Annotated in this window: 18 protein-coding genes and 1 tRNA gene; 5 read left to right on the top strand and 14 right to left on the bottom strand. The window is 74.3% G+C overall.

Translation table 11 applies throughout. The annotated features are described in order from the left end of the window. Positions 1–102 precede the first annotated feature (102 nt). A complete protein-coding gene (locus ACIQR3_RS12255; RefSeq protein ID WP_403537597.1) occupies positions 103–549 on the top strand; it encodes a DUF3224 domain-containing protein in 447 nt (148 codons plus the stop codon). Between the two features lie 73 nt (positions 550–622). Continuing rightward, positions 623–696 (top strand) — tRNA-Thr (locus ACIQR3_RS12250). A gap of 110 nt (positions 697–806) precedes the next feature. Here the strand turns inward: ACIQR3_RS12250 and ACIQR3_RS12245 are convergent. The 12 genes from ACIQR3_RS12245 to ACIQR3_RS12190 all read right to left on the bottom strand — a co-directional run bounded on the left by ACIQR3_RS12245 (position 807) and on the right by ACIQR3_RS12190 (position 14981). Further along, the gene (locus ACIQR3_RS12245) at positions 807–2171 is read right to left on the bottom strand and encodes an NADase-type glycan-binding domain-containing protein (protein WP_403537595.1); all 1365 of its coding nucleotides are present in this window, start codon (positions 2169–2171) and stop codon (positions 807–809) included. Then, entirely contained in the window at positions 2168–2677 is a 510-nt protein-coding gene (locus ACIQR3_RS12240) for a phage tail protein (RefSeq protein WP_403537810.1), read from the bottom strand. The genes ACIQR3_RS12245 and ACIQR3_RS12240 overlap by 4 nt, the downstream gene beginning before the upstream one ends. 44 nt (positions 2678–2721) lie before the next feature. After that, positions 2722–4680 carry a putative baseplate assembly protein gene (locus tag ACIQR3_RS12235; RefSeq protein ID WP_403537594.1) on the bottom strand — a complete coding sequence of 653 codons (1959 nt, stop codon included), beginning with the start codon at positions 4678–4680 and terminating at the stop codon, positions 2722–2724. Next, positions 4680–5132, bottom strand: a complete 453-nt coding sequence (locus ACIQR3_RS12230) for a GPW/gp25 family protein (RefSeq protein ID WP_215174808.1) — start codon at positions 5130–5132, stop codon at positions 4680–4682. Before ACIQR3_RS12230 ends, ACIQR3_RS12235 begins: the two co-directional genes overlap by 1 nt. A gap of 31 nt (positions 5133–5163) precedes the next feature. After that, positions 5164–7086 carry a VgrG-related protein gene (locus ACIQR3_RS12225; protein WP_403537592.1) on the bottom strand — a complete coding sequence of 641 codons (1923 nt, stop codon included), beginning with the start codon at positions 7084–7086 and terminating at the stop codon, positions 5164–5166. Continuing rightward, the gene (locus tag ACIQR3_RS12220; RefSeq protein ID WP_403537590.1) at positions 7086–7805 is read right to left on the bottom strand and encodes a LysM peptidoglycan-binding domain-containing protein; all 720 of its coding nucleotides are present in this window, start codon (positions 7803–7805) and stop codon (positions 7086–7088) included. Before ACIQR3_RS12220 ends, ACIQR3_RS12225 begins: the two co-directional genes overlap by 1 nt. A 71-nt stretch (positions 7806–7876) precedes the next feature. Next, a complete protein-coding gene (locus tag ACIQR3_RS12215) occupies positions 7877–8299 on the bottom strand; it encodes a phage tail protein (protein WP_215174814.1) in 423 nt (140 codons plus the stop codon). Positions 8300–8413: 114 nt separating this feature from the next. Then, complete coding sequence (locus tag ACIQR3_RS12210) at positions 8414–12130, bottom strand: hypothetical protein (protein WP_403537588.1); 3717 nt, start codon at positions 12128–12130, stop codon at positions 8414–8416. Between the two features lie 86 nt (positions 12131–12216). Further along, entirely contained in the window at positions 12217–12375 is a 159-nt protein-coding gene (locus ACIQR3_RS12205; RefSeq protein WP_215173255.1) for a DUF6760 family protein, read from the bottom strand. Continuing rightward, entirely contained in the window at positions 12372–12881 is a 510-nt protein-coding gene (locus tag ACIQR3_RS12200) for a hypothetical protein (protein WP_403537586.1), read from the bottom strand. Before ACIQR3_RS12200 ends, ACIQR3_RS12205 begins: the two co-directional genes overlap by 4 nt. Continuing rightward, complete coding sequence (locus ACIQR3_RS12195; RefSeq protein WP_215173251.1) at positions 12881–13330, bottom strand: phage tail protein; 450 nt, start codon at positions 13328–13330, stop codon at positions 12881–12883. The genes ACIQR3_RS12200 and ACIQR3_RS12195 overlap by 1 nt, the downstream gene beginning before the upstream one ends. Positions 13331–13385: 55 nt before the next feature. After that, positions 13386–14981 (bottom strand): phage tail sheath subtilisin-like domain-containing protein, encoded by a 1596-nt coding sequence (locus tag ACIQR3_RS12190; RefSeq protein ID WP_403537584.1) that lies wholly within the window; start codon positions 14979–14981, stop codon positions 13386–13388. Between the two features lie 305 nt (positions 14982–15286). Here ACIQR3_RS12190 and ACIQR3_RS12185 point away from each other — a divergent pair, with 305 nt between their 5' ends. The 3 genes from ACIQR3_RS12185 (at position 15287) to ACIQR3_RS12175 (ending at position 20596) form a co-directional block, all read left to right on the top strand. Continuing rightward, positions 15287–18337: a hypothetical protein gene (locus ACIQR3_RS12185; RefSeq protein WP_403537582.1), complete on the top strand. Its 3051-nt coding sequence runs from the start codon at positions 15287–15289 to the stop codon at positions 18335–18337. Between the two features lie 128 nt (positions 18338–18465). Beyond that, the gene (locus tag ACIQR3_RS12180; RefSeq protein ID WP_403537580.1) at positions 18466–19077 is read left to right on the top strand and encodes a DUF4157 domain-containing protein; all 612 of its coding nucleotides are present in this window, start codon (positions 18466–18468) and stop codon (positions 19075–19077) included. Between the two features lie 79 nt (positions 19078–19156). Then, on the top strand, positions 19157–20596 hold the full coding sequence (locus tag ACIQR3_RS12175; RefSeq protein WP_403537578.1) for an RICIN domain-containing protein: 1440 nt from the start codon (positions 19157–19159) through the stop codon (positions 20594–20596). A 1-nt stretch (position 20597) separates the two neighbouring features. Here ACIQR3_RS12175 and ACIQR3_RS12170 read toward each other — a convergent pair whose 3' ends face one another. Together ACIQR3_RS12170 and ACIQR3_RS12165 are read right to left on the bottom strand one after the other, a co-directional pair. Then, positions 20598–22730 (bottom strand): ATP-binding protein, encoded by a 2133-nt coding sequence (locus ACIQR3_RS12170; protein ID WP_403537577.1) that lies wholly within the window; start codon positions 22728–22730, stop codon positions 20598–20600. Further along, a complete protein-coding gene (locus ACIQR3_RS12165) occupies positions 22727–23434 on the bottom strand; it encodes a DUF4255 domain-containing protein (RefSeq protein ID WP_403537575.1) in 708 nt (235 codons plus the stop codon). Before ACIQR3_RS12165 ends, ACIQR3_RS12170 begins: the two co-directional genes overlap by 4 nt. Positions 23435–23580 lie beyond the last annotated feature (146 nt).

Here is a 23580-nt window from a genome sequence, read left to right as displayed (position 1 = left end):
CGGCCATTGTGGCCGGTGCGGTGCCGTACCTGACAGGAGGTGTCAGGTACGGCGTCCAGAGTGGTCCCGCACCGCGTCGCACCGACGGAGAGGACACCGCCCATGCCCGGCACCCGCACCACCGGCCACTTCACCGCCGCCGACTGGAAGGAACACCCGCTCACCCCGGCCGACGAGATCCCACGCGTCGCCCGCGCTTCCGTGACCAACAGCTTCACCGGCGGCATCGAGGCGTCCGGCACGGTCTGCGAGTACGTCATCGTCTACGTCCCCGGCGCCACCGGCCCCTCCACCGGCCCCTCCACCGGCACCTTCATCGGCACCTTCACCGGCATGGAGCTGCTGACCGGCCGCCTCGACGGCCGCGAGGGCACCTTCGCGGTCGAGGAACGCGGCAGCTTCGACGCCGACGGGACCGTGCACTGCGCCTTCGAGGTGGTCGCCGGGTCGGGGACGGGGGAACTGACCGGGGTGCGCGGGACGGGGGAGTTCACCGCACGGCACGGGGAAGCGTCGGTGGCGTACGCGTTCACGTACGAGCTGGGGTGACGGGGAACGTCCTGGCTCAGGGAAACGGGGGCTGTGTACAGTGGAGCAGCCTTCGCGCGGGTACGCGCGCGGTGCCTCCTTAGCTCAGATGGCCAGAGCAACGCACTTGTAATGCGTAGGTCGTCGGTTCGAATCCGACAGGGGGCTCTGGGGAACCCCAGGTCACGGGGCTCGTGGCCTGGGGTTCTGTGCGTGGGACGGGGAACGGCCCCCGCCTGTGGCAGGCGAGGGCCGTTTCCGGGGGCGGGTGGGGGCGGTCAGGAGCCGTCGCCCGTGGAGCGGCTGAAGAACTCGACCTCGGCGATCGCCACCTGCTTCTTGTCGGAGGTGCCGTACGCGGACTCGATGGTGAAGCGGACCGCGCTGACCTCGCCGACCCGGAAGGCGCGGCGCTGGCCGCCGGCCGCCTGGTCCAGGGTGAGGTTGCGGGTCTTCTTCGTGCCGTCCTTCATGGTGATCGTCGCCTTGACGCGGTGCGGCAGCGCCTGCTCCTGGAGCTTGTCGGCGCGGCTGGAGACGCCCGAGGTGACGATCACGTCGAGCAGGCGGACCGGCTCGCTGAAGCGGGCCTCGATCCACTGGCCCTCGCCGGACTGGGCCACGCCCGGGCCCCACCAGGTGTTGCTGAGCTTGTCGAAGACGAGTTCCGGCTTGTGGCCGGGGTAGGAGCGGGACGCCTTCACCGAGTCCGGGGCGACCGGGGCGCGCTTGGCGAAGTGGTCGCGGGTGGCCTGGTAGCCGTCGGGGATGTAGATGATGCCGAGGACCACCGCGGTGATGGTGACCGCGATCCAGATCCAGGTGCCGATCTGGTCGAAGGTGCGGCGCAGGCGGGGGCGGTCGCCGGCCCAGGGGGTCTCCTGGGTGCCCCGGAACATACGGCGCCACCAGGGGAGCGGGCGGGCGTCCTGGCGTTCGTCGCCGGCCAGCGGCATGGCGCAGCGGACGCAGAAGTGGCGGTCGACGCGGTTGGGCGTGGCGCACCAGGGGCAGGGCGGGCCGCTCTCGCCCTCCTGCGGTCCCACGGGCCGTACCGTGGGCCGGTCGGCCACCGGGACGCCGGGCAGGACGGGGGCGACGGCCGGGTCCGAGGGGACGGTGCGGGCCTCGGGGTCGGCGACGGGGACGAGGAGGGAGCGGGCGCGGTGGGCCATGGTGTCGCCCATGTCGGGGGCGGCGGGGGCCGCGGGGGCGGGGGCCGCTCCGGCGGTGGGCAGGGGGGTGGTGGCCGCGGAGTCGCTGCGGTCGGGGGGCGGGGTGGCTGACGGGGTGGCGGCTGTGGCGGCGGTCGCGGTGGGTGCGGTGGGGGCGGTGGGGGCTCCTTCGGGGGCCGTGGCGGGGGCCGTGGCGGGGGACGGGGGTTCGGGCGGGGTGGATGTGTCCTGAGCGGTGGGTCCTTGCCGGGGGGCCTGGGTTCCCTGGCCGGCCGGGGGTGCGGTCGTCGGGGCGGCCGTGGCCGTCGGCGCGGAGCCGTTGGCGCGGGCGGCGGCCGTGGACTCGGCGTTCGGGGTGGAGCGGGAGCGGGAGGAGGACTCCCAGCTGAGGACGGAGCCGCAGGCGTCGCAGAACGACTGGCCCGGTTCCGCACGGGTGCCGCACTCCGCGCAGTTCTGCGTGGTCATCTCTCCGAAGTCCTTTCGGCGGCGGTCACCTGGACCGTGTAGGGCATGTGAGCGGGACGGGCGGCCGCCACGAGGGCGTCCAGGCGGTGCGTGTCCGCCGGAACCGGGTCGGGCAGGCGGATGGCGACGTGCAGGTGCGGGCGCCGGTCGCCGGGGACCGGGCCGAGCGGGCGGGCGCTCCATTCGGCGCCGCCGCTCTCGGTGATCTCGGGTTCGACGCCGAAGGCGAGGCGGACCGCTTCGGACAGGCCCCGGCGGGTGCCCCGTACGCGGTGCAGGTGGGCGGCGGCGGCCACGGTGGCGCGCAGCCGGTCCTCGGCTTCGGTGCCGTCGGTCTCCGCGCCGATCCAGTCGCCGAGCCACCGGGTGAAGTCGGCGGGGGCCAGCGACGGGACGAAGTAGGCGTGCAGGCAGTCCAGGACGTTGAGGATCGGTGCCATGACGTCGTCCAGGCCGCCGACGAACCGCAGCGCCAGGTCGTCGTCGGCGAAGACGGCCGGGAGCATCAGGCCGATGGGCGCGGAGGAGCCGAGGCCGTCGACGGAGCCCCTCACCGGTCGTCTCCGATCACGCGGACCCGGTGGTCGAAGGAGAAGACCAGGGACGGGGCGCTGAGGTCGATGCGGTCGGTGGCGTCGCCGCGCTTGCCGGTCAGCGGGTCGGCGGGGTGCAGGATGACCTCGTCGACGAGTTCGACGCCCGGGACGCGCTGGAGCACCGCGAAGATCTCGCCGGCCTGGACGGGGCGGCCGAAGGGCCAGCCCTTGCCGTCGGCGCCGCCGGTGAGCGGGTCGAGGTGGCGGTAGAGGGCGTCGTGGGCCTGGCGGCGCACCTTGTCGGTGTCGGCGGCGCGGAAGGCGTGCAGCGTGGCGACGACGGTGACGCCCTGGTAGAACGGCGGGCCGACGGCCAGGCGGGTGCCGATGAGGCGGCGGACGTCGAGGTAGCGGGTGATCCGGTCGAGCAGCGCGTCGCCGGGGACGAGCTGTTCGAAGCGGAGCCGGCCGCCGGGGTCGGGGACGGCCTGGGGGACGACGAGGACGCGGACGGCGTAGGCGCCGTGTTCGCTCTCCTCGCCCTCCAGGCAGGTGATGCGGGCGGTCTCGGGGGCGGCGCGGCGGGCGAGTTCCTCGTAGTCGCGCAGGGTGACGGCGCGTTCCTGGGCGCGCAGCGTGATGGGGGCGCGGACCTTCGCCTCCTCGACGGTCTCGCCGTCGACGCCGCCGCGGGCGGCCTCGCGGTTGACGACCTCGCTGACGAACGGGATGGAGGTGCGCAGGATGCGTACGGCGCCGCGGGCGACGTTGCCGGCCCGGCCGCCGCCGGTGCGGTAGCGGCGGGCGCGCAGCACGGCGCCCTTCGGGGGGACCATGCCGTACTGGCGGAGGCTGCCGTCGGGTTCGCGGACGGAGGGGCCGAAGGCGATCTCGCCGGTGGTCGGGTCCAGGGTGATGTGCCGGTCGTCGGGGCGGGAGCCCGCGAAGTGCGGTACGACGTCCCAGTCGACCCAGCCGTCGTGCTCGGCGCTCTGCAGCAGGACGGGCGGGGTGTCGCCGACGACGGGGGCGTGCTCCAGGCGCAGGCGCTGGCCGGGCAGGCCGGTGGACTCGCCGAGTGCCTCGTCGTAGACGGTCTCGGCGTGGATGGCGGTGGTGGTGCCGCCGATGGTGCAGGCCTCGGCGGAGCGGACCGTCGGGGAGGTGGTGTAGAAGGGCTGGTCGGGCAGCGGTTCGGTGACGCGGCAGCGCAGCCAGCCCGCCTCGTGGCCGCCGGTGCGGGAGAGCACGTGGGTGCCGGGGACGTGCAGGACGATCTCGCCGGGGCGGTTGAGGCCGCCGGTGCCGTCGCGGTCGACCTCGCAGGGCTGCCAGCCGTCCTCGGTCCAGGCCTCCCAGACCAGGGGAGGCTGGCGGGGGTCGACGCCGACGCCGTCGACGCGGCTGTCGAGTTCCAGGACCACGGCGCAGTGCGGCACGGCGGCGGTGAGGCCGAGCAGCATGCAGTCGCCGGGGCGCGGGGACTCGGCGAAGCACAGGATGTCGGTGCCCTCGGCGAGGTCGTGGGTGCGGTCGGCGACGGCCTCGCCGCGCTGCTGGACGACCAGGTGGCGCAGGGCGCTGGGGGCGATGCGCAGGTCCCGGTCGACGGCGAAGACGACCGCTTCCTCGTTCTCCGTGCGCAGGGTGGCGACCTCGGTGCCGACCGGTACGGAGACGGCCTCCTCCTGCGGCGCGGACAGCCAGAAGGTGACGTCGGTGCGGGCCGCGGTGGGCGGGAAGAGGGTGATGCCGACCAGGTCCAGGAAGGCGAGGTGGTTCTTCTCCGGGACCCGGTTGAGCCGGTAGACGATCTGGTCGGCCATGTGCGCGACCGTCTCGACGAGGGTGACGCCGGGGTCGGAGACGTTGTGGTCGGTCCACTCCGGGGCGCGCTGCTGGATGTAGCGCTTGGCGTCGTCGACGAACTGCTGGAAGCGGCGGTCGTCGAGGTTCGGGGAGGGCAGGGGCATCAGCGGTCGCTTTCGGGGAGGGTGCCGGGGCCGTCGGACGGTGCCGGTGTGCCCGGTTCCTCGTGGGAGGGGATGACGTAGAACGGGAAGACGAGGCTGCGCGGGTTGTTGGTGCCGCGGATGGAGTAGCGGACGTCGATGAGGAGGGTGCTCTCCTCGGCGCCCACCGACACCTCCACGTCCTGCACCTCGATGCGCGGCTCCCAGCGGTCCAGGCTGAGGTAGACCTCGTGCTGGATGCGGCCGGCGGTCTGCTCGTTGACCGGGGCGAAGACCAGGTCGTGGATGGCGCAGCCGAACTCGGGGCGCATGGGCCGTTCGCCCGGCGCGGTCGACAGGACGAGCCGGATGGCCTCCTCGATCTCCTTCTCGCCGCTGACCAGGGCGATGCCGCCGGTCGGCCCGATGCGCAACGGGAACGACCAGCCGGAGCCTACGAACTGTTCGGCCATCAGCGGGCCACCTGCCTTCCTGGACTGCGGGTCATGACGCACCCGGTATGGGAATCGTGGCCACCTTGAAGATCGGGGACATGACCGTGAACTGGGCGCCCGTGACCCTGGTCTGGACGGGGGAGGTGAGGTTCAGGCCGGCGGTGCCGGTGATGTTCGTCATCGCCCCGCCGGTCAGGTTGGCGACCGCGCCCGCCGTCAGGTTCAGGGCGGCTCCCGCGTTGACGCCGATCTGCGTGGCGGCCCGCATGTTGATCAGGCTGCCGCTCTGCAGGGTGAGCGGGCCGCCGCTCTTGATGGTCAGGGAGCGTCCGGCGGTCAGGGTCATGCTGGTGCCGGCGTCCACCGACACCGAGCGGCTGCCCTTGATGCTGACCGTGCCCTTGCTGTCGACGGTGATCGCGGTGTTGGCCCGGTCGAGGTTGATGACCAGTTTGTCGTCGCCGGACTGGATGCGTACGCCCTGCTTGCGGGCGAGTTTGGCGCTGAGCAGGTCGACGCGGTTGCCGGTGCGGTCGGAGATGGTGTGCCGGCTGGCCTGGTTGCGGGCACCCGCGTAGAGCTGGACGTCGTTCTTGGTCTCCTGGTCACGGCCGTTGTAGAGCCCGCCGATGACGAAGGGGTGGTCGAGGGCGCCCCGGTCGAAGGCGACGAGCACCTCGTCGCCGACGTCCATCGGGAAGAAGCCGCCGCCGCCCTTGCCGCCGTACTGCACCGAGCGCGTCCAGTCGCTGACGTAGGTGTCGTCCAGCCAGGGGAACTTGAGCTTGACCCGGCCTCGTTTGAGCGGGTCGGTGACATCGGTGACGACGGCGTTGGCGACGCTGGGCAGCTTGGGCGAGGTCCCGGTGCCGCCGGAGGCCAGGCCGTACAGGGAGCGCCACTGGCGTCCGCTGACGGTGAGCGCGGACTCGTAGTGCTCGCCGCTGCCGAAGCTGTGGCGGACGGAGGTGACGGTGTACTTGCCCTCGAAGGGCTTGCCGGTGTCGGCGAGCGCCACCGGGACGCCGGGCCGCAGCTTGGGGTTGCCGCGGACGGCGACCTCCAGTTCGGCGAAAGCGGAGGTGACGTCGTCGGCGAGGGCTTTGGCGGCGTAGGTGACCTCGGCCTGCTTGTCGTAGGGCGTGGCGGTCTCCACCAGCTTGGCCGGCGGGAAGAAGCGGGCCGCGCTGCCGGGGGTGGCGCCGATCTCGAAGCCCGGGTTGGTGGTGGCCGGGGCGGTGGCGACGATCTCCTTGGCGAGGTTGACGTCCCAGCCCCGTGACTCCACCTTGGCGACCTGGTCGGCGGCGGTGACGGCGGTGCGCAGCCGCAGGATGTCGTGCCGGGCCTGGAGCACGAAGGGGCTCTTGTCACCGTCCGTCTCCGGGGAGGGCGCGCCGGAGGACGGTTTGGGCGAGACGAAGTTGAACTTGCCCTTGGCGTCCAGGGACATGACCATCTCGTTCTCGTCGGCGAGCCGCGCGATGAAGTCCCAGTCGGTGACGTTGCCCTGGCTGATGAACTCGTACGGCGTCTTCGTCGACTCGATGCGGCCGACCGGCACGCTGTTGAGCTTGACCAGTTTCCGCACGATCGAGGAGGCGGTCTCGTTGGTGTACGCGGCCACCCGGCGCTGGCGCAGCAGGCGGTGGCCGAGGTCGTAGCCGCGGATCACGGTGAAGGAGCCGGTGCCGTCGTAGTCGGCCTCCAGGGCGGTGACCTCGCCGGTCAGCAGCGGGTCGGCGACGCCCTTGCCGTTGGCGACGGGGGTCAGGACCACCTTGCTGCCGAAGTTGACGCCGAGCCGGGTCAGCAGGGTCCGGTTGGGGTCGCGGAAGGTGAGGCGGAACGCGGCGGGGACGCCGACGCCCTGGTCGACCCAGCCTCCGACCAGCAGCGGGGCGATCGTCTTGCGCAGCTCGACGCCGTTGATCTTGACCTTGATGATGTTGGAATACGTCAGCGGCGGCATCAGCGGTGCACCTCTCCGGTGGCGGGGAGGAGCAGGTCGGTGCCGGTGGGCAGCTGCGCGGGGTCGTCGATCCCGTTGGCCTCGGCGATGGCCCGCCAGGCGGAGGCGTCGCCGTACTCCTGCCAGGCCAGCGACTGGAGCGAGTCGCCGGCGACGACGCGGTGCACGCGCTGGGCGGTGAGGGCGCCCGAGGTCGGGTTCTGGCCCTCGGTGGCCTGCGGCAGCTCGTGCAGCTGGAGCTGGCAGGTGGCGCGGATCGGGATGCCGGAGGTTCCGAACAGCGTGTACGAGACGTCGACGGAGCCGACGTAGGCGGTGAACCGGGCCGTGGAGAAGGAACCCCACTGGAAGACCACCCAGGGCGGCGAGGGCCGGTCGTCGGCCAGGCTCTTGCTCGTCACCACGCAGCACTTCAGCAGGAGGTCGACCTGCTTGAGGACCTTGTTGCCGCTGGGCTGGTCCGAGGAGTCCAGGAAGATCTCCACGGACATCTCACGGGCCACCGGACTCATGAACTCGGGTATCGCGGCGTTGCGGGTGCTGGCCGCGTGCCCTTCCTTCCACTCGGCGCGGCGGGACAGGGTCAGCTGCGCCGGGTTGAACTGGAAGGTGAAGGTCTCGATGAGGGCGCCCGGCGAGGTGCTGTCGCCGGCGGGCGGCTCGTGGATGGCGAGGGTGGCGTGGACGAGACTCTTGCCGGCGCCGCTGCTTTTGGCCATGAGGTGGGCCGCTCCTTTCGTTCCGCTGCTTCCGGTGGTTCCGGTGGTTCCGGTGGTTCCGCTCGGGCTGTTCAGTCGGTGAAGCCGTGGTGGGCGATCTCCAGGACCTCCGTGGCGACGGCCGGGCTGCCGGCGTCGAAGGACGGTCCCTGCCAGCTGACCGGCAGCACGTCCAGCAGCCCCCAGCGGGCGACCTCCGAACCGTCCGCGCGCCGGGCCACGATCGTGCCGGTGGGCCGCTTGATGCCGGTCTGCACGGAGGAGATCCACTTGGCGACCTTCGCGGTGTCCGGGGTGATCGGACGGGTCAGCCGGATGTTGGAGAAGGTCACGCGGGTCGGCAGCTGCCAGACGAAGCCGTTGTTGCCGCCCTCCTGGCGCTGCTCGACCTCGACCTGGGACGACAGGCCGTCGCATCCGTTCCAGTAGCCCAGGCTCTGGCCGTCGATCGAGAGGGAGAACCAGATGGTGGAACCCGGGTCCTGGCGGGGCATCGGGGGTCGGCCTTTCTGTCGGAAGCGTCGGGGCGGCGGGGGTGGCGGGGGCGGCGGGGGGCGGTTGTGACGGGCGGGGCGGGTCGGGCGGTCGTGGGCGGTGGGGCGGGGACGTCAGCGGCGGTCGTCGCGGAGTCTGCCGATCCGTTCACGGTCCATCCGGAGTTCGGTGCGGACGAGACGGGTGACGCGGCCGATGATCCGGTGCACGAGTTCGTCGAGCTGGGGGTCGGTCAGCTCCTTCGGGTTCCACGCGGGTGCCGGTGTCCGGGCGGACGCGGTCGGTGGGGGCGACGGCCGGGCGGCCGGGGTGTGCCCGGGGGGCGGCACCGCGGCGTAGGGCGGCGGCGGGTCCTCGGGGCCGTTGCCGTGGTTGCCGGTGGCGTGGTGTCCGCTGTCGTTCTGGTGCGGCTGGAACCGGCCCAGCGTGGCGGAGACGGTGGCCGCCGCGGCGGCGGCGAGCGCGCTGGTGGCCGACCGCGCCGGGGCGCGCTGCACGGAGGCCGCCTCGGTCCCGGTGGCCGCGGCGGGCCGTGGCAGCGGGGCGGGCGGTGCCGTGGGGGGCGGGGTGAGGGAGGCGACGGGGAGGGGGGTGGCGGGGCTGGTGGGGCCTGTGGGGCCCGTGGGACCCGTCGGGCTCTGGGGGGTGCGCAGGGGTACGGGGGTGGGGGCGGCGTTCAGGGGGAGGCGCTGGACGCTGGGGGCCGGGGCCGGGGCCGGGGCGATGGCCGGGGCGGCCGTCGGGAGCGGGGCCGGGGCGGGCAGCGCGGTGGGGGGCGGGGACGACATGGAGGTCGTGACCACCGGGACGGCCGGGGTGGTCGGCGTGGCCGGGGCGGCCGGGGGCGCGTCGGACCGGTGGGGCCGGGGGCCGAAGGCGACGGGCAGCACGGCGCGCTGGACGGCGGGTGCGGTGCTCGCGGGGCGGGGCGGGGTGGCGGCGGCCCGCTGGACGGGGGCCACGACGGGAGCCACGACGGGGGCGGGCGCGGATGCGGGAGCCGGGGCGGGCCCGGACCCGGCGGGCTCGGCGGCGCGCTGGACGCGAGGCTCGCCGGGAGCGGCGGCCGCGACCGGCAGGGCCGGCGGCTCGGCAGGCGCCGCGTGCCGCACCTCGGGGGCGGAGGGGCCGTCGGAGGTGGGCGCCGGTGCGGGCGCGGCCGGGGGCGAGGACAGCGGCAGGCGCTGTACGGCGGGCCCGGTGGGCCCGGTGGGCGTGGCGGCCGGGGTGCCCGTGCCTGTCGTGGCGGCGCGCGGCGCCGGCGCCGTCGGTGCGGCGGGCGTGCGGGCCGGGGCGGCGGGCAGGGGGGCGCCGAGTCCTGGACGGCGGGCGGGCGACGGGGCGGCGGCGGCCCGCTGGACCGGCAGTTGCCCGGCGGACGCCCCGGCGGCGGGCTGCCGTACCGGAGGCGTGGCGGGAGTACGCGGGAGCGCCCGCTGAACCTCGGGTGCGGGTGCGGGTGCCGGTGCCGGTGCCGTCTTCGGCGGGGCGGGCCGGGACGTCGTGCCGGACGACGGTGCCGTCGGCGTGGCGCGCTGCACCTGGCCGGGGGCGGGCGGCGCGGGGCGCGCGGACTCGACCGGGAGGGCGGGCGGCGCGTCGGGGCGGGCGGCGTCCGCGGCGAGGCGCTGGACGGCGGGCGCGGGGCCCGACGGGACGGACGGCGCCGGTCCGGAGGTGGTGGGCGCGGGTCCGGAGGCGGTGGGTGCCGCCGGGGCCGGCGCGGGCGTGGCGGAGGGCGCCGGAGGGGTGGACGCGGGGCGCTTGTGCTCGACCGGGAGGGCGGGCGGGGCGTCGGAGCGGACGGCGTCCGAGGTACGGCGCTGGACGGCGGGCGCGGGGGCCGACGTGCCGGGCGCGGCCGGTGCCGACGGGGGCGTGCTCGGGCGGGTCGGCTGGGCCGGCTGGGCCGGCTGGGCCGTGGCCGGGGTGGCCTGCCGCTGGACCGGGGAGGCCGTGGGCGCAGTGGGGGCGGACCGCGGCACCGACGGTGTGGTGGTGCCGGGGTTGCCCGGGTTCCGGGTCGGCTGTGCCGGGTCACCGGTCGCGGCCCGGCGCTGGACGGCGGGCGGCGCGTCCCGGTCCGCAGCGCCGGCGCCCTTGGAGGCGATCGGCAGGTCGGGCTGTACGGGGGTGGCGGGCGTCCGGCGCTGGACCCGGGACGGCGCGGAGGTGCCGGTGGCGCGGGAGGAGCCGCCGGCGTCCGCGTCCCGCGCGGGGGCCGGCCGGGCGGGCTGCGTGGGCTCGGCCGGGTGGCGCTGCACGGCGGGCGGGCCGGCGGGGGAAGTGGCCGCGGGGCGGTCCGCCCGCGCGGGGGCGCTCGGCGTGTCGGCAGCGGGCGCGGGAACCGGTCGGGCCGGCTGCGCCGGTTCGGCCGTCCGGCGCTGGACCGAGGCCGGTGTGTCGCGGCCCGGAGCGCCGGAGTCCTTCGAGGCGATCGGCAGGCCGGGCGGTACGGAGTCGCCGCTCGTCCGGCGCTGGACGGCGGGCGCCGCGGCGGCGTCGGCGCCGCGCGCGGGCGGTACCGGGTCGCCGGCCGGCCGGGGCCGTACGGCGGGCGGGGTGGCGGCGCTGTCCGGGCCCGGTGCGGGCGCCGACCGGTCGGGGCGCACCGGGCCGGTGCTCTGCCGCTGGACGGCGGACTGCGCGGTGCCGGAGGTGCTCGCGCCGCGCACGGGGTCGGCCGCGCGCGGGGCCGGCGGCGCGGTGTCCGTGGCCCGGCGCTGGACGGCGGGCGCCGGGGCGGGGCCGGAGGGGCTCGCGGGGGCGGACGTACGGCCCGGCGTGGTGGCCGGCGCGGAAGGGGAGGAAGCGGAGGGCGTCACCGGGCCTGCGGTGTCGCGGGTGACGGCCCGCTGGATCGGCAGGGCGGCCTCCGACGGGGCGGCACCGGAGGGCGCGGCGGCACGGCCGGGTACGGCGGCCGGCGGGGACGCGGGCGCGGAGGAGGTGGGTGCGGAGGGTGCGGACGGTGCGGGGGACGTGGGCGCGGGGGACGCCGGTGCGGGGGAGGCGGACGTGCCGCCTCCCCCGCCGTCACCGTCCGTCGGCCGTGACGCCGTGGCCGGACTCCCGCCCGACGGCGCGGACTCCCGGCGCGTCGTGGGCAGTGACCTGCGCTGTACGGACGGTGCCGCGACCGGCGCCTTGACCAGGGGAAGCTGCGGGACGGCCGGTGCCGGCGGCGCGGCGGTCACGCGGACGCCGCGCTGCGGGACCGGAGCCGGCGCCGGCGGCAGCACCGGGGTCACCGGAACCGGGGGCACGGAGGCGGCGGCCGGCCCGGAGGACGTGGCCGCCCGCTGGACGGCCGGTCCACCGCCCGCCGCCGGAGCGGACGCGGACGGCGCGGACGACACCGAAGCCGCCGAAGCCGCCGGAGCCGCCGAAGACGCCGACGGCACCCGCCCTCCGGCCTCCCCCGCGGCAGCCGTCGGGTCCGCCGCGGGGACGGCCCGCAGCGGTACCGCCGGCGCGCGCTGCACCGCCGGGCCGCCCGCCGCGGCGCTGGCCGGGGGCAGTGCGCGGGCCGGCCGTTCCAGGCCGGTGACCGGGGTGCCCGCGCCGCCGACCGCCGACGTGGGCGGCAGCAGGCGGTGCGGCGAGGTGTCCAGGACGCCGACGGTCACGGGCTCCGCGAACGACGGGTTCTGCCAGGTCGGCAGGCGTCCGCCGAACCGGTTGTCGGCGACCCCGGGGCCACCGGCCGCCGCGGACCGCTGGATCGGCGGCAGCGCCGACCACGCGGCCCGCACCACCGGCCCCGGACCCGGCGCGGGGGCCGGGGCCGGGCTCGCGGCGGGGGCCGGCGCCGGGGTCGCCTCGGACACCGGTGCCGGCCCTGCCGCCGCCGGTGTCGCGGTCGTGGCGGCGGGACGCTCGCCCCGGCTCCGCAAACGGTCCAGGAAGCCCACGTCTAGCCCTCCGCCTCGGCGCGCGTCACGAAGGACGCGATCTGTTCCGTGTACTGGCGGCGGTCATGGTGTTCCAGGTCCAGGATCGCCTCCAGGCTCCAGTGGAAGTGGTAGGCGACGTACGCGATCTCCTCCTGCAGCCGGTCGGTCGCGTACGTCACGATTCCCCCAGGCGGCTCCCGCCGAGTTCCACCTCGAAGGGCTCGGAGCAGTGCGGGCATTCCACCGCCGCCCGGGTGTGGCCCTCGGCGTTGATCTGGCGGTAGAAGTCCTGGAGGAACGCCAGGTCGGAGGCGAACATGCTCTCCACGATCCCGTCGTGCACCGACGGCAGCGTGCCCAGCTGGGTGATGACCCGGCCGAGCAGGACCACCGACAGGTACGCCGGGTTCTGCTGGACGCGGACGTCGCGCAGCGGCACGAGTTCGTCCCGTGCCGTCGACAGGCGCATCACACCGTTGCGGTGCACCGTGCCGTTGTCGTCCACGTAGCCGCGGGGCAGTTCGAAGGGGAACTCGGTGCGCAGCGTCTGCCGCGGGGCCACGTCCGCCGGCGGCGCGGCGGCGGGCGCCGGAGTGACCTCCGCTCCCGCCGCCGCGGACCGGTCGGCCGCGGGCGCCTCCGCAACCCTGCTCGCACTGGGCGCGCCGACAGCCGAACGCCGCATTACTCGACGACCAGTTCTTCGAACACGATGGTCACGGTCTCGGTGAGCGGATTGGTGTCACCCGCCTTCAGCGTGCCCATCACGATCTTGCTGCACCAGGCGTTGCGCAGGTTCCAGCGCCTGACCGGGCTGTCCTCGTAGTCCATCAGGATGATCGAGGCGTTCTTGCGGGCGGTGGCCATCCGGCCGTTCAGGGAGTCGTCGATCCACTGGGTGAACGCGGGCGACATGCTCGCGCCGCGCTCGACCTGGACCTGCCCGTCCTTGGCCACGCCCGGCATCAGGGTGACGTTGTTGCGGCCGGTCGCGCCCGCGTTCTGCTGGTACTTGATGACGTCCTGCTCGACCTGGAGGCCGCTGACCGAGTTGAGGTACTCGACCATCACACCGTCGATCTGGAGACCGAAATTCGGTGCTACGAGGACATCTTCTTCTTTGGGGAGAGCCATGGGTTCGCTGTCCTTCTAGGAAAAGTGGGGGAGGGGCCGCGGGAACGCGGTGCGCCTACTCCTCCAGCTCGCCGCTGCCGCTGGAGAACTGGGCCAGCCGGAAGATGACGAACTCGGCGGGCTTGACCGGCGCGATGCCGATCTCGCAGATGACCCGGCCGAGGTCGACGGACTCCGGTGGGTTGGTCTCCTCGTCACACTTGACGTAGAAGGCCTGCTCGGGGCTCTGCCCGAAGAGGGCGCCGTTGCGCCACTCGTTGACCAGGAACGCCGAGACGTTGCGCCGGATGCGGGCCCAGAGGTTGTGGTCGTTCGGCTCGAAGACCACCCACTGGGTGCCGATCAGGATCGACTCCTCCAGGTAGTTGAAGTACCGGCGGATGTTCAGGTAGCGCCACGCCGGGTCGGAGGAGAGGGTGCGGGCGCCCCAGACGCGGATGCCGCGGCCCGGGAAGGAGCGGATGCAGTTGACGCCGATCGGGTTGAGCAGGTCCTGCTCGCCGCGGGTGATCTGCAGCTCCAGGTCGACGGCGCCGCGCACGACCTCGTTGGCGGGGGCCTTGTGCACACCGCGCTCGAAGTCGTTGCGGGCCCAGATGCCGGCCATGTGACCGCTCGGCGGGACCAGGCGGGCCTGACCGGTGGCCGGGTCGAAGGACTTGATCCAGGGGTAGTACATGGCGGCGTACTTGGAGTCGTAGCCGGCCGTCTCCTGGCGCCAGACGCGGATCTGGCGGGCGTTCAGTCCCGGCGGCGGGTCGATGATGGCGACCCGGTCGCCCATCAGCTCGGCGTGGGCGATCATGCCGAGCTGGACGGCCTTGACGGCCTCCAGGTCGATGGCGCCGGCCTGGTAGGCGGCCATCAGGTCGGGCACCGCGACCATGGAGATCTCGTCGATCGCCTCCAGGCCGCCGAAGCCGGTGCGGTCGGAGCTGTCGCCGAGGTACTGGGCGGGGCCGGGCTGGGCGATCTCGTCCGGGACCTGCTCGACGGGGGTGGCCGGGGCGGGCGGCACGGCCAGGGTCACCGTCTGGTTCTCCGGACGGGCCAGCTGCGCGGCCGGGGCGGCCTCGGTGACGGTGATGAGCTTGGAGCGCTCCTTCACCTGGGTGACGACGTAGGAGCGGTTGCCCTTCTTGGCGCTCACGTCGAACGTCTCGACCGGCTTCTCGCCGTCCTTGACGATCAGCTTGAAGCGCTCGGCGGGGCCCTCGCCCTCGGGGTCGGCGACCTCGACGGTGAGCGGGCCGTGCTGGCCGGCCGTCGTCGCCGTCACGGCGAACGTGCCGAGCTGCTTGGGCTCGGCGGCGGGCAGCGCGGCCGGGGCGGCGGAGCCGTTCACGGCGGCGGGGGAGGCGGTGGCGCCCGCGCCGGCGCCGTCGGCGGAGCCGCCGACGCGCACGACGTAGGCGGCCGAACCGCCGTTGTTGAAGAAGCCGTAGACGGAGTGCGCGAGGTAGTAGCCGTCGGTGAAGTCACCGAAGGACGCGACGTACTGCGTCCAGTTGGTCACCAGCGTCGGCTCGTTGAGGGGCCCGGTGGGCGCGAGCCCGACGAAGGCCGCCACGGACGTGCCCACTCCCTCGATCGGGCGCGAGCCGCTGGCCACCTCCTCGACGTAGACGCCGGGCGACAGGTAGGACGGCATGCTCTGCTCTCCTCGGGGTACGAGACAGGACGCCCCTCAGCCTCACGCGCGCGTTGCCCTCGTCGAAACGGCCTGCGGTGCCTGATCGGGGGCATTCCGGCTGCCCTGGATCGTGCCCGTTGGGGCAGAATCCTCGATTTGCTCTGGTGGCCGCCCGCCGTTTCTGTTTCAACAGCTCCTGTTGGGTGTCAGTTCGCCAGGATGTCATCTCGTGGTCACGCCCCGGACCGGGGTACGCCGTCCCGCCGCACCGGGCGCGGTGCCGCGTGCTCCCGAACGGTGACGGACGTCAGGAGGGGCTGTCCGTGTCGGACCGCTTGCACGAACCGCACGCTCGCCGCCCAGACCCGGCCGTTCCGGTGCGGCCCGGCCCGCGGGTGGTGCAACGCCCGCTCGCCTCCTTGCAGGCCAGTGCCGGGAACAGGGCCGTCGCCACGGTGATCCAGCGCGCGGCGGCCACGCAGGAGAAGGCCGCGGGCGCGCGCCGGACGCGGGCCGAGACCTCGGGAACGCGGGGGTCGACGGAGCGGCAGCAGGACGACGCCGAGGCCCGGGACAACCACTCCGGGGACAAGGGCTCCGGGAGCAACGACTCCGGGAAGGACTCCGGAGATCAGGGCGGAGACAAGGACTCCGGGAACCAGGGCGGAGACAAGGACTCCGGGAACCAGGGCGGAGACAAGGACTCCGGGGACGGGGGCTCCGGGAGCAAGGGCCCCGAGGACAGGGCGAAGAAGCTCAAGGACGGCGTCGGGGAAGCGGCGCGGGAGCGGGCGGACGCCGAGGCCGAGGTGTGGGAAATGACCGTGGCGGCGGCCGCGGCGCATGGCCGGGCGACCGAGGCCGACGGCAGGGCCGCCATGTCGAGGCACGCGGCCGAGGACGCGCGGTCCAAGCGGGAGCAGGCCGAAGGCGAGGAACGTGAGTGGACGCTGAAGGCCGATGACGCCCAGCAGCGGCGCGAGGAGGCCGAACGCGACGTGCTGACACGGATCGACGCCGAGGCCGACGCGGACGGACAGACGCAGGAGGCGCGGCAGCGGGCCGACGAGGCCAAGGCCGAAGTGCGAAGGCGCCGGGCGGAGGCCGAGGAGGCCAAGGCGGAGGTGCGAAGGCGCCGGGCGGAGGCCGAGGAGGCGGAGCGGGCGGCGGCCGAGGCCGCGGCCGCGGCGGAGAGGTACCGCAAGGAGGCCGAGCAGGCGGAGAAGGCCGCCGCCGAGGCCAGGAAGAAGGCGAGCGCCTGTCAGGAGCGGGTCGACGAGCTGGCGGAGAAGACCGCGCGGGCCGAGGCCGAGGTGAGGGAACGGGCGCGGGCCGAGGCCGAGGCGCAGAAGCGGGCGAAACAGGCCGCGGAACACGCGCTGGCCGAGGCGCGGGCCGCTGACGTGGCAGCGCGGAAAGCGGTGGAGCGGGCGGCCGGGGCCGAGGCGACGGCGAGGCAGCGGACGGAGCAGGCCCGGACCGCGGACGAGGAGCGGGAGAAGGCCGACAGCACGGCGCGGAAGTGCGCCGAGGCCCTGTCGGACGCCGACCACCGCGCCGAACGCGCCGATGCCGCGATGCGGGAGCGGACCGGGGAACTGGCGGTCGCGACGCGGCAGCGTCAGGAGGCGCAGGGCGAGCTGGAGGCGTGGAGATCGGCCGAGGCCGAGGCGCGAGGCAAGGCGGAGCAGGCCGGGGAGGCGAGGCGGGAGCACGAGAGGACCCAGGCCGACGCGGAGGAGCGGGCGCGCACGGCCGGAGCGCAGGCGGAGGGCCATTGGCGGGCGGTCAGGGACGCGCGGCGGCGGGCGGCCGACGCGGCGCGGCGGCAATTGGCGGCGGGCGGCGTCGAGACCTCGGCACGGACGGCCATGGCCACGGCGAAGAAGGAGGCGGCCGAAGCGGCCGAGCAGGCCGCGCGGTCGCAGGAGGCCGCGCAGTCCGGCACCGGCAAGAAGGGCATGAGAGAACGGGTCAGGCAACTGCCCGCCAAGGTCAAGGCAGTGCTCGACGTGCCCGACACGCTGAACCTCCGCCTCACCTCGCCGGTCGGAGGGGGCGTCCGGACCGAAGCCACGCGGGACAACGACATCGCGAAGCTGGTCGGGACCGCGCAGCAGGGGCAGTTCGAGACGGGCATGAACGCCATGGCCACCGGCTTCAACCTCACGACGGACCTCCAGGGTCTCGCGGCCGGGCTCAAGAAACACCAGGGAACGGGACCGGATTCCCACCAGGCGAGGAAGGACGTGCGGGGGAAGTCCGCAGGCGCGGCCACGAACGTCACCATGGGGGTCGGCGACGTATCGAAGATCGTCGACAACGCGGCGCGGAACGCGGGCACCACGGGCGGGCTGACGGCCCTCGGGCACGTCTCCGGCGATGCCACCGTGGTGTTCTCCACGGTCATCGCCGCCCGGGACGGCAAGGCCATCGCGAACGCCGTCGAGAAGCGCCGGAGACTCGACGCACTCCTGGCGGACGTGGAGCCCACGCACGCGGGCAACCTCCAGGCGCTGTTCCACGACCTGGGCTCGGCGAGTGCGGAACTCGCGCGGCACAGTGCGGACCTGGGCACCGAGCAGGGGGTCCCGAGCGAGCAGACGATCGCGGACATCGGTGTCCTCAAGCAGAGGATCGACGACTACCGGAGCACGCTGCTGGCCCACCTCGCCTTCCTCAAGGACTACGCGGTGCGCAAGCAGAACCGGAAGATCTTCAAGCGCGGGGCCAACCTGGGCGGCAACGTGGTGCGCATCGCGGGAGCCACCCTGTCGGTCGCGGCTCTCTCCGGGGCCACCCTCGGTGTCGCCCCGGCGGTCGTCGGGGGTCTGGGAGCGGGAGTCCTGGGCCTCATCGCCGCCTGGAAGGGAGGCAGGAAGGGCCGCAAGCGCGTCGAGGTGATGCGGCACCCCAAGCGATGGGCGCGGACCACTCTGGCGCAGGACGAGACCGAGAGCACCGAGGTCACCGCGCCGGGCACCGAGAACGAGCACGCCCAACACACCGAGAACGCACCGAACCCCGAGAACATCCAGGCCACCGACACCTCCCAGGACGTCTCGGCGGACGAGACCGGTGACCTCCGCAAGCGGGCCGCGGTCCTGGAGTTCGTGAAGGTGCTGAAATCCATCGAGCAGGGTGAGCGGCAACGCATGGCGCAGGAGTTCTACGCGCTCGCGGCCGGGCCGGCCGTCCCGGCGAGCCGGCACGTTCCCGGTGACATCCGCGAGCTGACGCGCGGCATGCTCAAGGAACTCAAGTGCGGCCCCGACAAGCACAAGCAGACGGAGAAGGAGTGGGCGGAGTCGCTCGACGATCCGGACCTGCAGAGGGAATGGGAAGGGTCGATCGCCAAGCAGCTCGCCTCCTGAGCGGGCCCGCGCCGGCGGACCCTGCCCCCACGACTGCCCTTGAGGGCGTTGCGGCAGGGGGTACCGCGGGGTACACCTGTCAGGACCCACACCCACGTGCCGAATAACAGCATCCCTCAAGGAGCGTCGTGCGCGCACACGGAGCACAGCCCGCCCGACAGGCCGGCGAGCAGAGCACGGCCGGTCGTCCCGGCGCCCCGGGCGGTGCCGCCGCCCGGATGCTGTCCCTCCAGCGGCTGGCCGGGAACGCGGCGGTGGCCCGGGCCGTCCAGCGGTCCCGGCACGAGCACGGCCCCGGGTGCGGCCACGCGGACCCGGAGGCGGACGTGCAGCGCAGCGTGGACCTGGAGTCGCCCGAAGTCGCCGCGTCGCGGGTGTCGGTGAACGACGCGATCAACACCCCCCACAAGCCGCTGCCGGCGCACATCCAGCGGACCGCGGAGCAGGCGTACGGGAGGAGCTTCGGGAACGTCAAGGTGCACGACAACGCGGTGGCGCAGGAGTCCGCGAAGAACCAGGGAGCGGACGCCTACACCACGGGCGAGCACATCGTCGTCCGGCCCGAAGCCATGGACGACGCGAAGTATCTCCACGAGACGCACCACACCGTCCAGCAGTCCCTGGGCAAGGTGGCCGGCACCGACAACGGGTTCGGGGAGTCCGTCTCCAGCCCGGACCACCCCGAGGAGATCGAGGCCGCGGCGGTAGGCGCGCACCTGGCCCGGGGTGGCTTCTTCTAACGGCTGAACTGCCCGTTCGGGCAGTCGACTCTGCCCCGGGTCCTGCGACAGCGGACGCGGGCTTCTCTATCGTCGTGGTGTGAGCCTCTGGACCTCTCTTGAGCCCGCTTCCGCCACCGTGGATCCCGGCAGCAGTACGCGCGTACGGCTGCGGGTGCGCAACACGGGTGACGTGGTCGACGAGTACCGGTTCGAACCGGTCGGGGACCTGGCGCCGTGGACGGTGATCGAGCCGGCGACGATGCGCCTGTACCCGGGCACGACGGGGACGGTGGAGCTGACGTTCTCCCCGCCGCGTACGCCGGACGCGACGGCGGGGCCGAATCCGTACGGGGTGCGGATCACGCCGACGGAGCACCCGGACGCGGTGACGGTTCCCGAGGGAAACGTGACGATCACCCCGTTCACCGAGGTGCGGGCCGAGTTGGTGCCGACGACGGTGAAGGGCCGGTTCCGTGGGAAGCCGCGGCTGGCCGTGGACAACCTGGGCAACACGAAGGTGACGGCGTCGATCGCCGGCAGTGACCAGGGCGATCACCTCTCCTACGACCTGCACCCGGCGAACGTGCAGATCGAGCCGGGGCGGGCCGCGTTCGTCAAGGGCACGCTGCGGCCCAAGCAGACCATCTGGTTCGGGTCCAAGGAGGAGCGGCCCTACGCGCTCACCCTCCAGCGCTCGGGCGTGGAACCGCTGGACGTCCCCGGCACGTTCGTCCAGCGTGGTTTCCTGCCGCGCTGGCTGGCAACCTTCCTCAGTGTCTTCATGGCCCTGGCGATCGCGTTCGTGCTGATCTGGATCGCCTACAAGCCCCAGGTGCGCACCGCCGCCACCGAGTTGACCGACGAGGCCGGTGTCGCGCTGGCCCCGAGCCCGAGTGCGACGCAGGAGCTGGCCGCACCCAGCGTGGCGGCCGAGTCGCCCGAGGCGCAGGCCGATCAGCCGGAGGCCGAGGAGTCGCAGGACACGGGCGCCGGCGGCGGTGGCGGTGGCGGTGGGGCGTCACCGTCCGCGACGAAGGAGGCGGAGGCGAGCGTCGTGCCCGCGCAGAACATCATGCTGCGCAACACCACCAGCGACATGTGCGCCGAACTCCCCGGCCGTGACAAGGGGACGACCGACGGGCCCGTCCAGCAGGCCGTGTGCGACGCGAGCGACCAGGACAACCAGAAGTGGAACCTGGAAGTGGTGTACCCGAAGGGCGGCCCCGGCGGGACGAAGCTCTTCCAGATCCGCAACACCAAGGACCAGTACTGCATGGACCTGCCGGACCACGTGGCCGCCGCCTCCGGCACGCCGGTCACGGAGTTCACCTGCGACAGCATCGACAGCACCGACAACCAGCTGTGGTGGGTCGACAAGCAGGAGAGCGGCGACTACTGGATCCGCAACGTCGCCAGCGACAACCTGTGCCTCGCCGTGGAGGGCACCGGCACCGAACTCTTCGCCAAGCTGAACATCTCCGAGTGCACCAACATCGGCGACGAGGAGTGGAAGATCATCAAGCCGACGGCGGAGTGAGTCACCAGGATCCCTCGCCGGGCACCAGGCGCCCCGCCTTGCGGTACTCGCGGCGGGCGCCTTCCAGCAGGTCGGCCGCCGTCACCGCGGAGTCGCGCCCGGCGGCGAGGTAGGCTGCGGTCACCACGGCGCTGCGGATCGAACCGCCCGCCAGCTCGAACTCCTTGGCCAGCGGCGCCACATCGACGTTCTCGACGGTCGGCACGTGCTTCAGCCCGTGCCGCCACAGCGCGAGGCGCTGCTCGGGGTCCGGGAACGGGAAGTCGACGACCAGGTCGAGCCGGCGGGTGAACGCCTCGTCGATGTTGGCCCGCAGGTTGGTGGTGAGCAGCGCGATCCCGTCGAACGCCTCCAGGCGCTGGAGCAGGTAGGCGCTCTCCATGTTGGCGTACTTGTCGTGCGCGTCCTTGACCTCGCCGCGCTTGCCGAAGACCGCGTCCGCCTCGTCGAAGAGGAGCACCGCGTCGGTCCGGTCGGCCTCGGAGAAGATCCGCTCCAGGTTCTTCTCGGTCTCGCCGACGTACTTGTCCACGACCGAGGAGAGCTGGACGACGTAGAGGTCCAGGCCGAGGTCGGCCGCGACGACCTCCGCCGACAGGGTCTTGCCGGTGCCGGACTCGCCCGCGAACAGGCCGAGGACGCCCCGGCCGCGTCCGCCGCCCGCGCTGAGCCGCCAGTCGCCGAGGACCCGGTCGCGGTGACGGGCGCGCAGCGCCAGTTCGCGCAGCTGGGTCAAGGGGTTCTCGGGCAGGACCAGGTCCCCCCAGTCCACGTCGGGGCGGATGCGCCGGGCGTGCTGTTCCAGCCCCGAGGCCGACTGCTGGCGGGCGGCGAGGCGCAGGTGGCCGGCGCCGACCGGGGTGCCGTCGAACGCGGCGAGCGCCCGCGCGGCCCGGGCGGCGCGCACCACGCGCTCCCCGCCGAGGTGGTACGGGGCGACGGTGGCCGCCAGGTCCAGGCCGGGGTCGGTGCCGTCGGCCGGGCCGAGCGCCGCCGACCAGGTGTCCACCGCGCCCGTGCGCCGGGCGGGCGCCTCCAGGACCAGCGGGTCCCGCTCGCACCACTGGGGGTCGTAGGGGCCCTGCGAGGTGATCAGGACCGGTACGTCCGGGGCGGCGGTCAGCGCGCGCACCAGGGCCTCCGGCTTCTCCGGGAGGCCGGTCAGGACGACTGCCCGGCCGGTCAGCCGGGCCTCGCGCAGCAGGTCGGGGACGCGGTCCTCGGGGCCGGTGAAGTGCAGCGCCGGGACGCCCGCGGCGTGCAGGGCGGCCGTCACGCAGGCCAGGCCGTCGCCCTCGCGGCGTTCGCGGACGTAGGCGGTCAGCGGGGCGTCGGCGAGCAGCGCGGCCAGCCGGCGCACGAACACGGCGTCCGGTGCCTCCGCGCCGTCCCCGCCCTCGTCGCCGTACGGCACGACGGGCGCCGGCAGGGCGCGGATGTGCCCGGCGAGCGCGGCGTCCGGGGTGTCGTCGCCCAGCAGGTGGGACGCCAGCCGGTCGGGGACCCGCAGGGAGCGGCTGAGGAAGGGGCGTTCGGGCTCCTCCAGCACCAGCAGGCCGAGCGCGGTCAGCGGCGCCGAGGGGTGCAGCCGGGCCCGGGCCGCCGCGTCGTGCACCGGCAGCCCGCACAGCTCCAGGGCGAGGGCGACGGTGGCGCGGCGGCGGCTGACGTCGTCGTTGAGGTAGCCGTACAGCGACTCGAAGGCGCGGTCCAGGTCCGGGGCGAGGGCGATGAGCAGGACGGCGGCGTCCGTGTCGGTGAGCCCCAGCCGGGCGGCCAGCGCGTCCAGCGCGTCCAGCGCGTCCAGTGGGTCCAGTGGGTCCAGTGGGCCGCCGGGCGCGGCCGGCGCGGGCCGGGGGGCCGCCGCAGGGGCCGGGCGGCCGGGGCTGTCGGGCGCCGCCGCAGGGGCCGGGCCGAGGCCGGCGGGGCGGGCCAGCAGGTGCCGTACCGCGTCCTCGGAGAGGTACAGGCCGCGCAGCGGGTCGTCGGCCGTGGGGTCGGCGGCCGCGCGGTGCTCGACCAGCGTGGCCACCCGTTCCCGCAGCCGGGCGAGCCGGTCCAGCAGAGCGGCCGGGGAGGGCGAGGGGGCGGCCGCCGCCGGGGTGGGGGAGGCCGGCGGGGTGGAGAGGGTCATGACCGTTCGTCGTCCTGTTCCGGGGTGTTCCGGGGGCGCCGCGCGCGTTTGGTCATCGCGACCTGCCGCGGCCGGTGGGCCCGTTCGTCCGTGAGGCGCTCGGTGCGGTCGGCCCAGTCGGCCGTACCGCTGTCGTAGCCCCGGACCCGTACCGCCGCGCCCTCGGTGACCGGCGGTCCGGCGTCGTACTCGCGGAAGGCCGGGAAGGGCGCGGTGATCACGACGTCCAGGGACGGCTTCAGCTCGCCGCCGAGCGCGGACCAGATCTCGGCCAGCGAGCGGGCCTCCGTCTGGTGACCGGCCAGCACCACCTGGACCGTCAGGCCCAGCTCGCCCAGCGAACCGGGAAGCTCGGCGGGCAGGATCGTCTCGCGCGGGATCAGCGTCGCCATCACCGCGGACAGCAGCCGGTGTTCGTCGCGCGGCTGCTTGGTCCAGGCGGTGACCAGGTAGGCCAGCCGGAACCAGCGGACCGGCGTACGGCGCTTGATCACCAAGTCGTTCTCGTCGTGCACGGGGATCTGGCCGCGGTGGCGCCGGGAGAGGTCCTCGCGGATGTCGTACAGATAGGCGTTGATGCCCGGCCCGTTGCGCCGGGCCGCCCAGTCACGGGTCGGGGCGTCGAAGGAGACGTCGATGCCGGAACCGGCCAGCGACCCACTGCCGAGCAGGTCCTTGAGGACCTCGTCCACCTCGTGGATCACCGTCGTGCTCCTGCCTCGCCCGCTCGCTGTGCCGTTCCGTCACCCGGTCGCCGGACACGATGCTGCCCGGCGGCCGCTCCTACCGCACGCGCGGCGGGGACGGGGACCGGGCAGCGGGTGCTGCCCGGGAGTCCGCCTTCGATTGC

The sequence above is a fragment of the Streptomyces sp. NPDC090994 genome (assembly GCF_044768905.1).
Lineage (GTDB): Bacteria > Actinomycetota > Actinomycetes > Streptomycetales > Streptomycetaceae > Streptomyces.
This window is presented reverse-complemented; position numbering and strand designations above follow the sequence as displayed.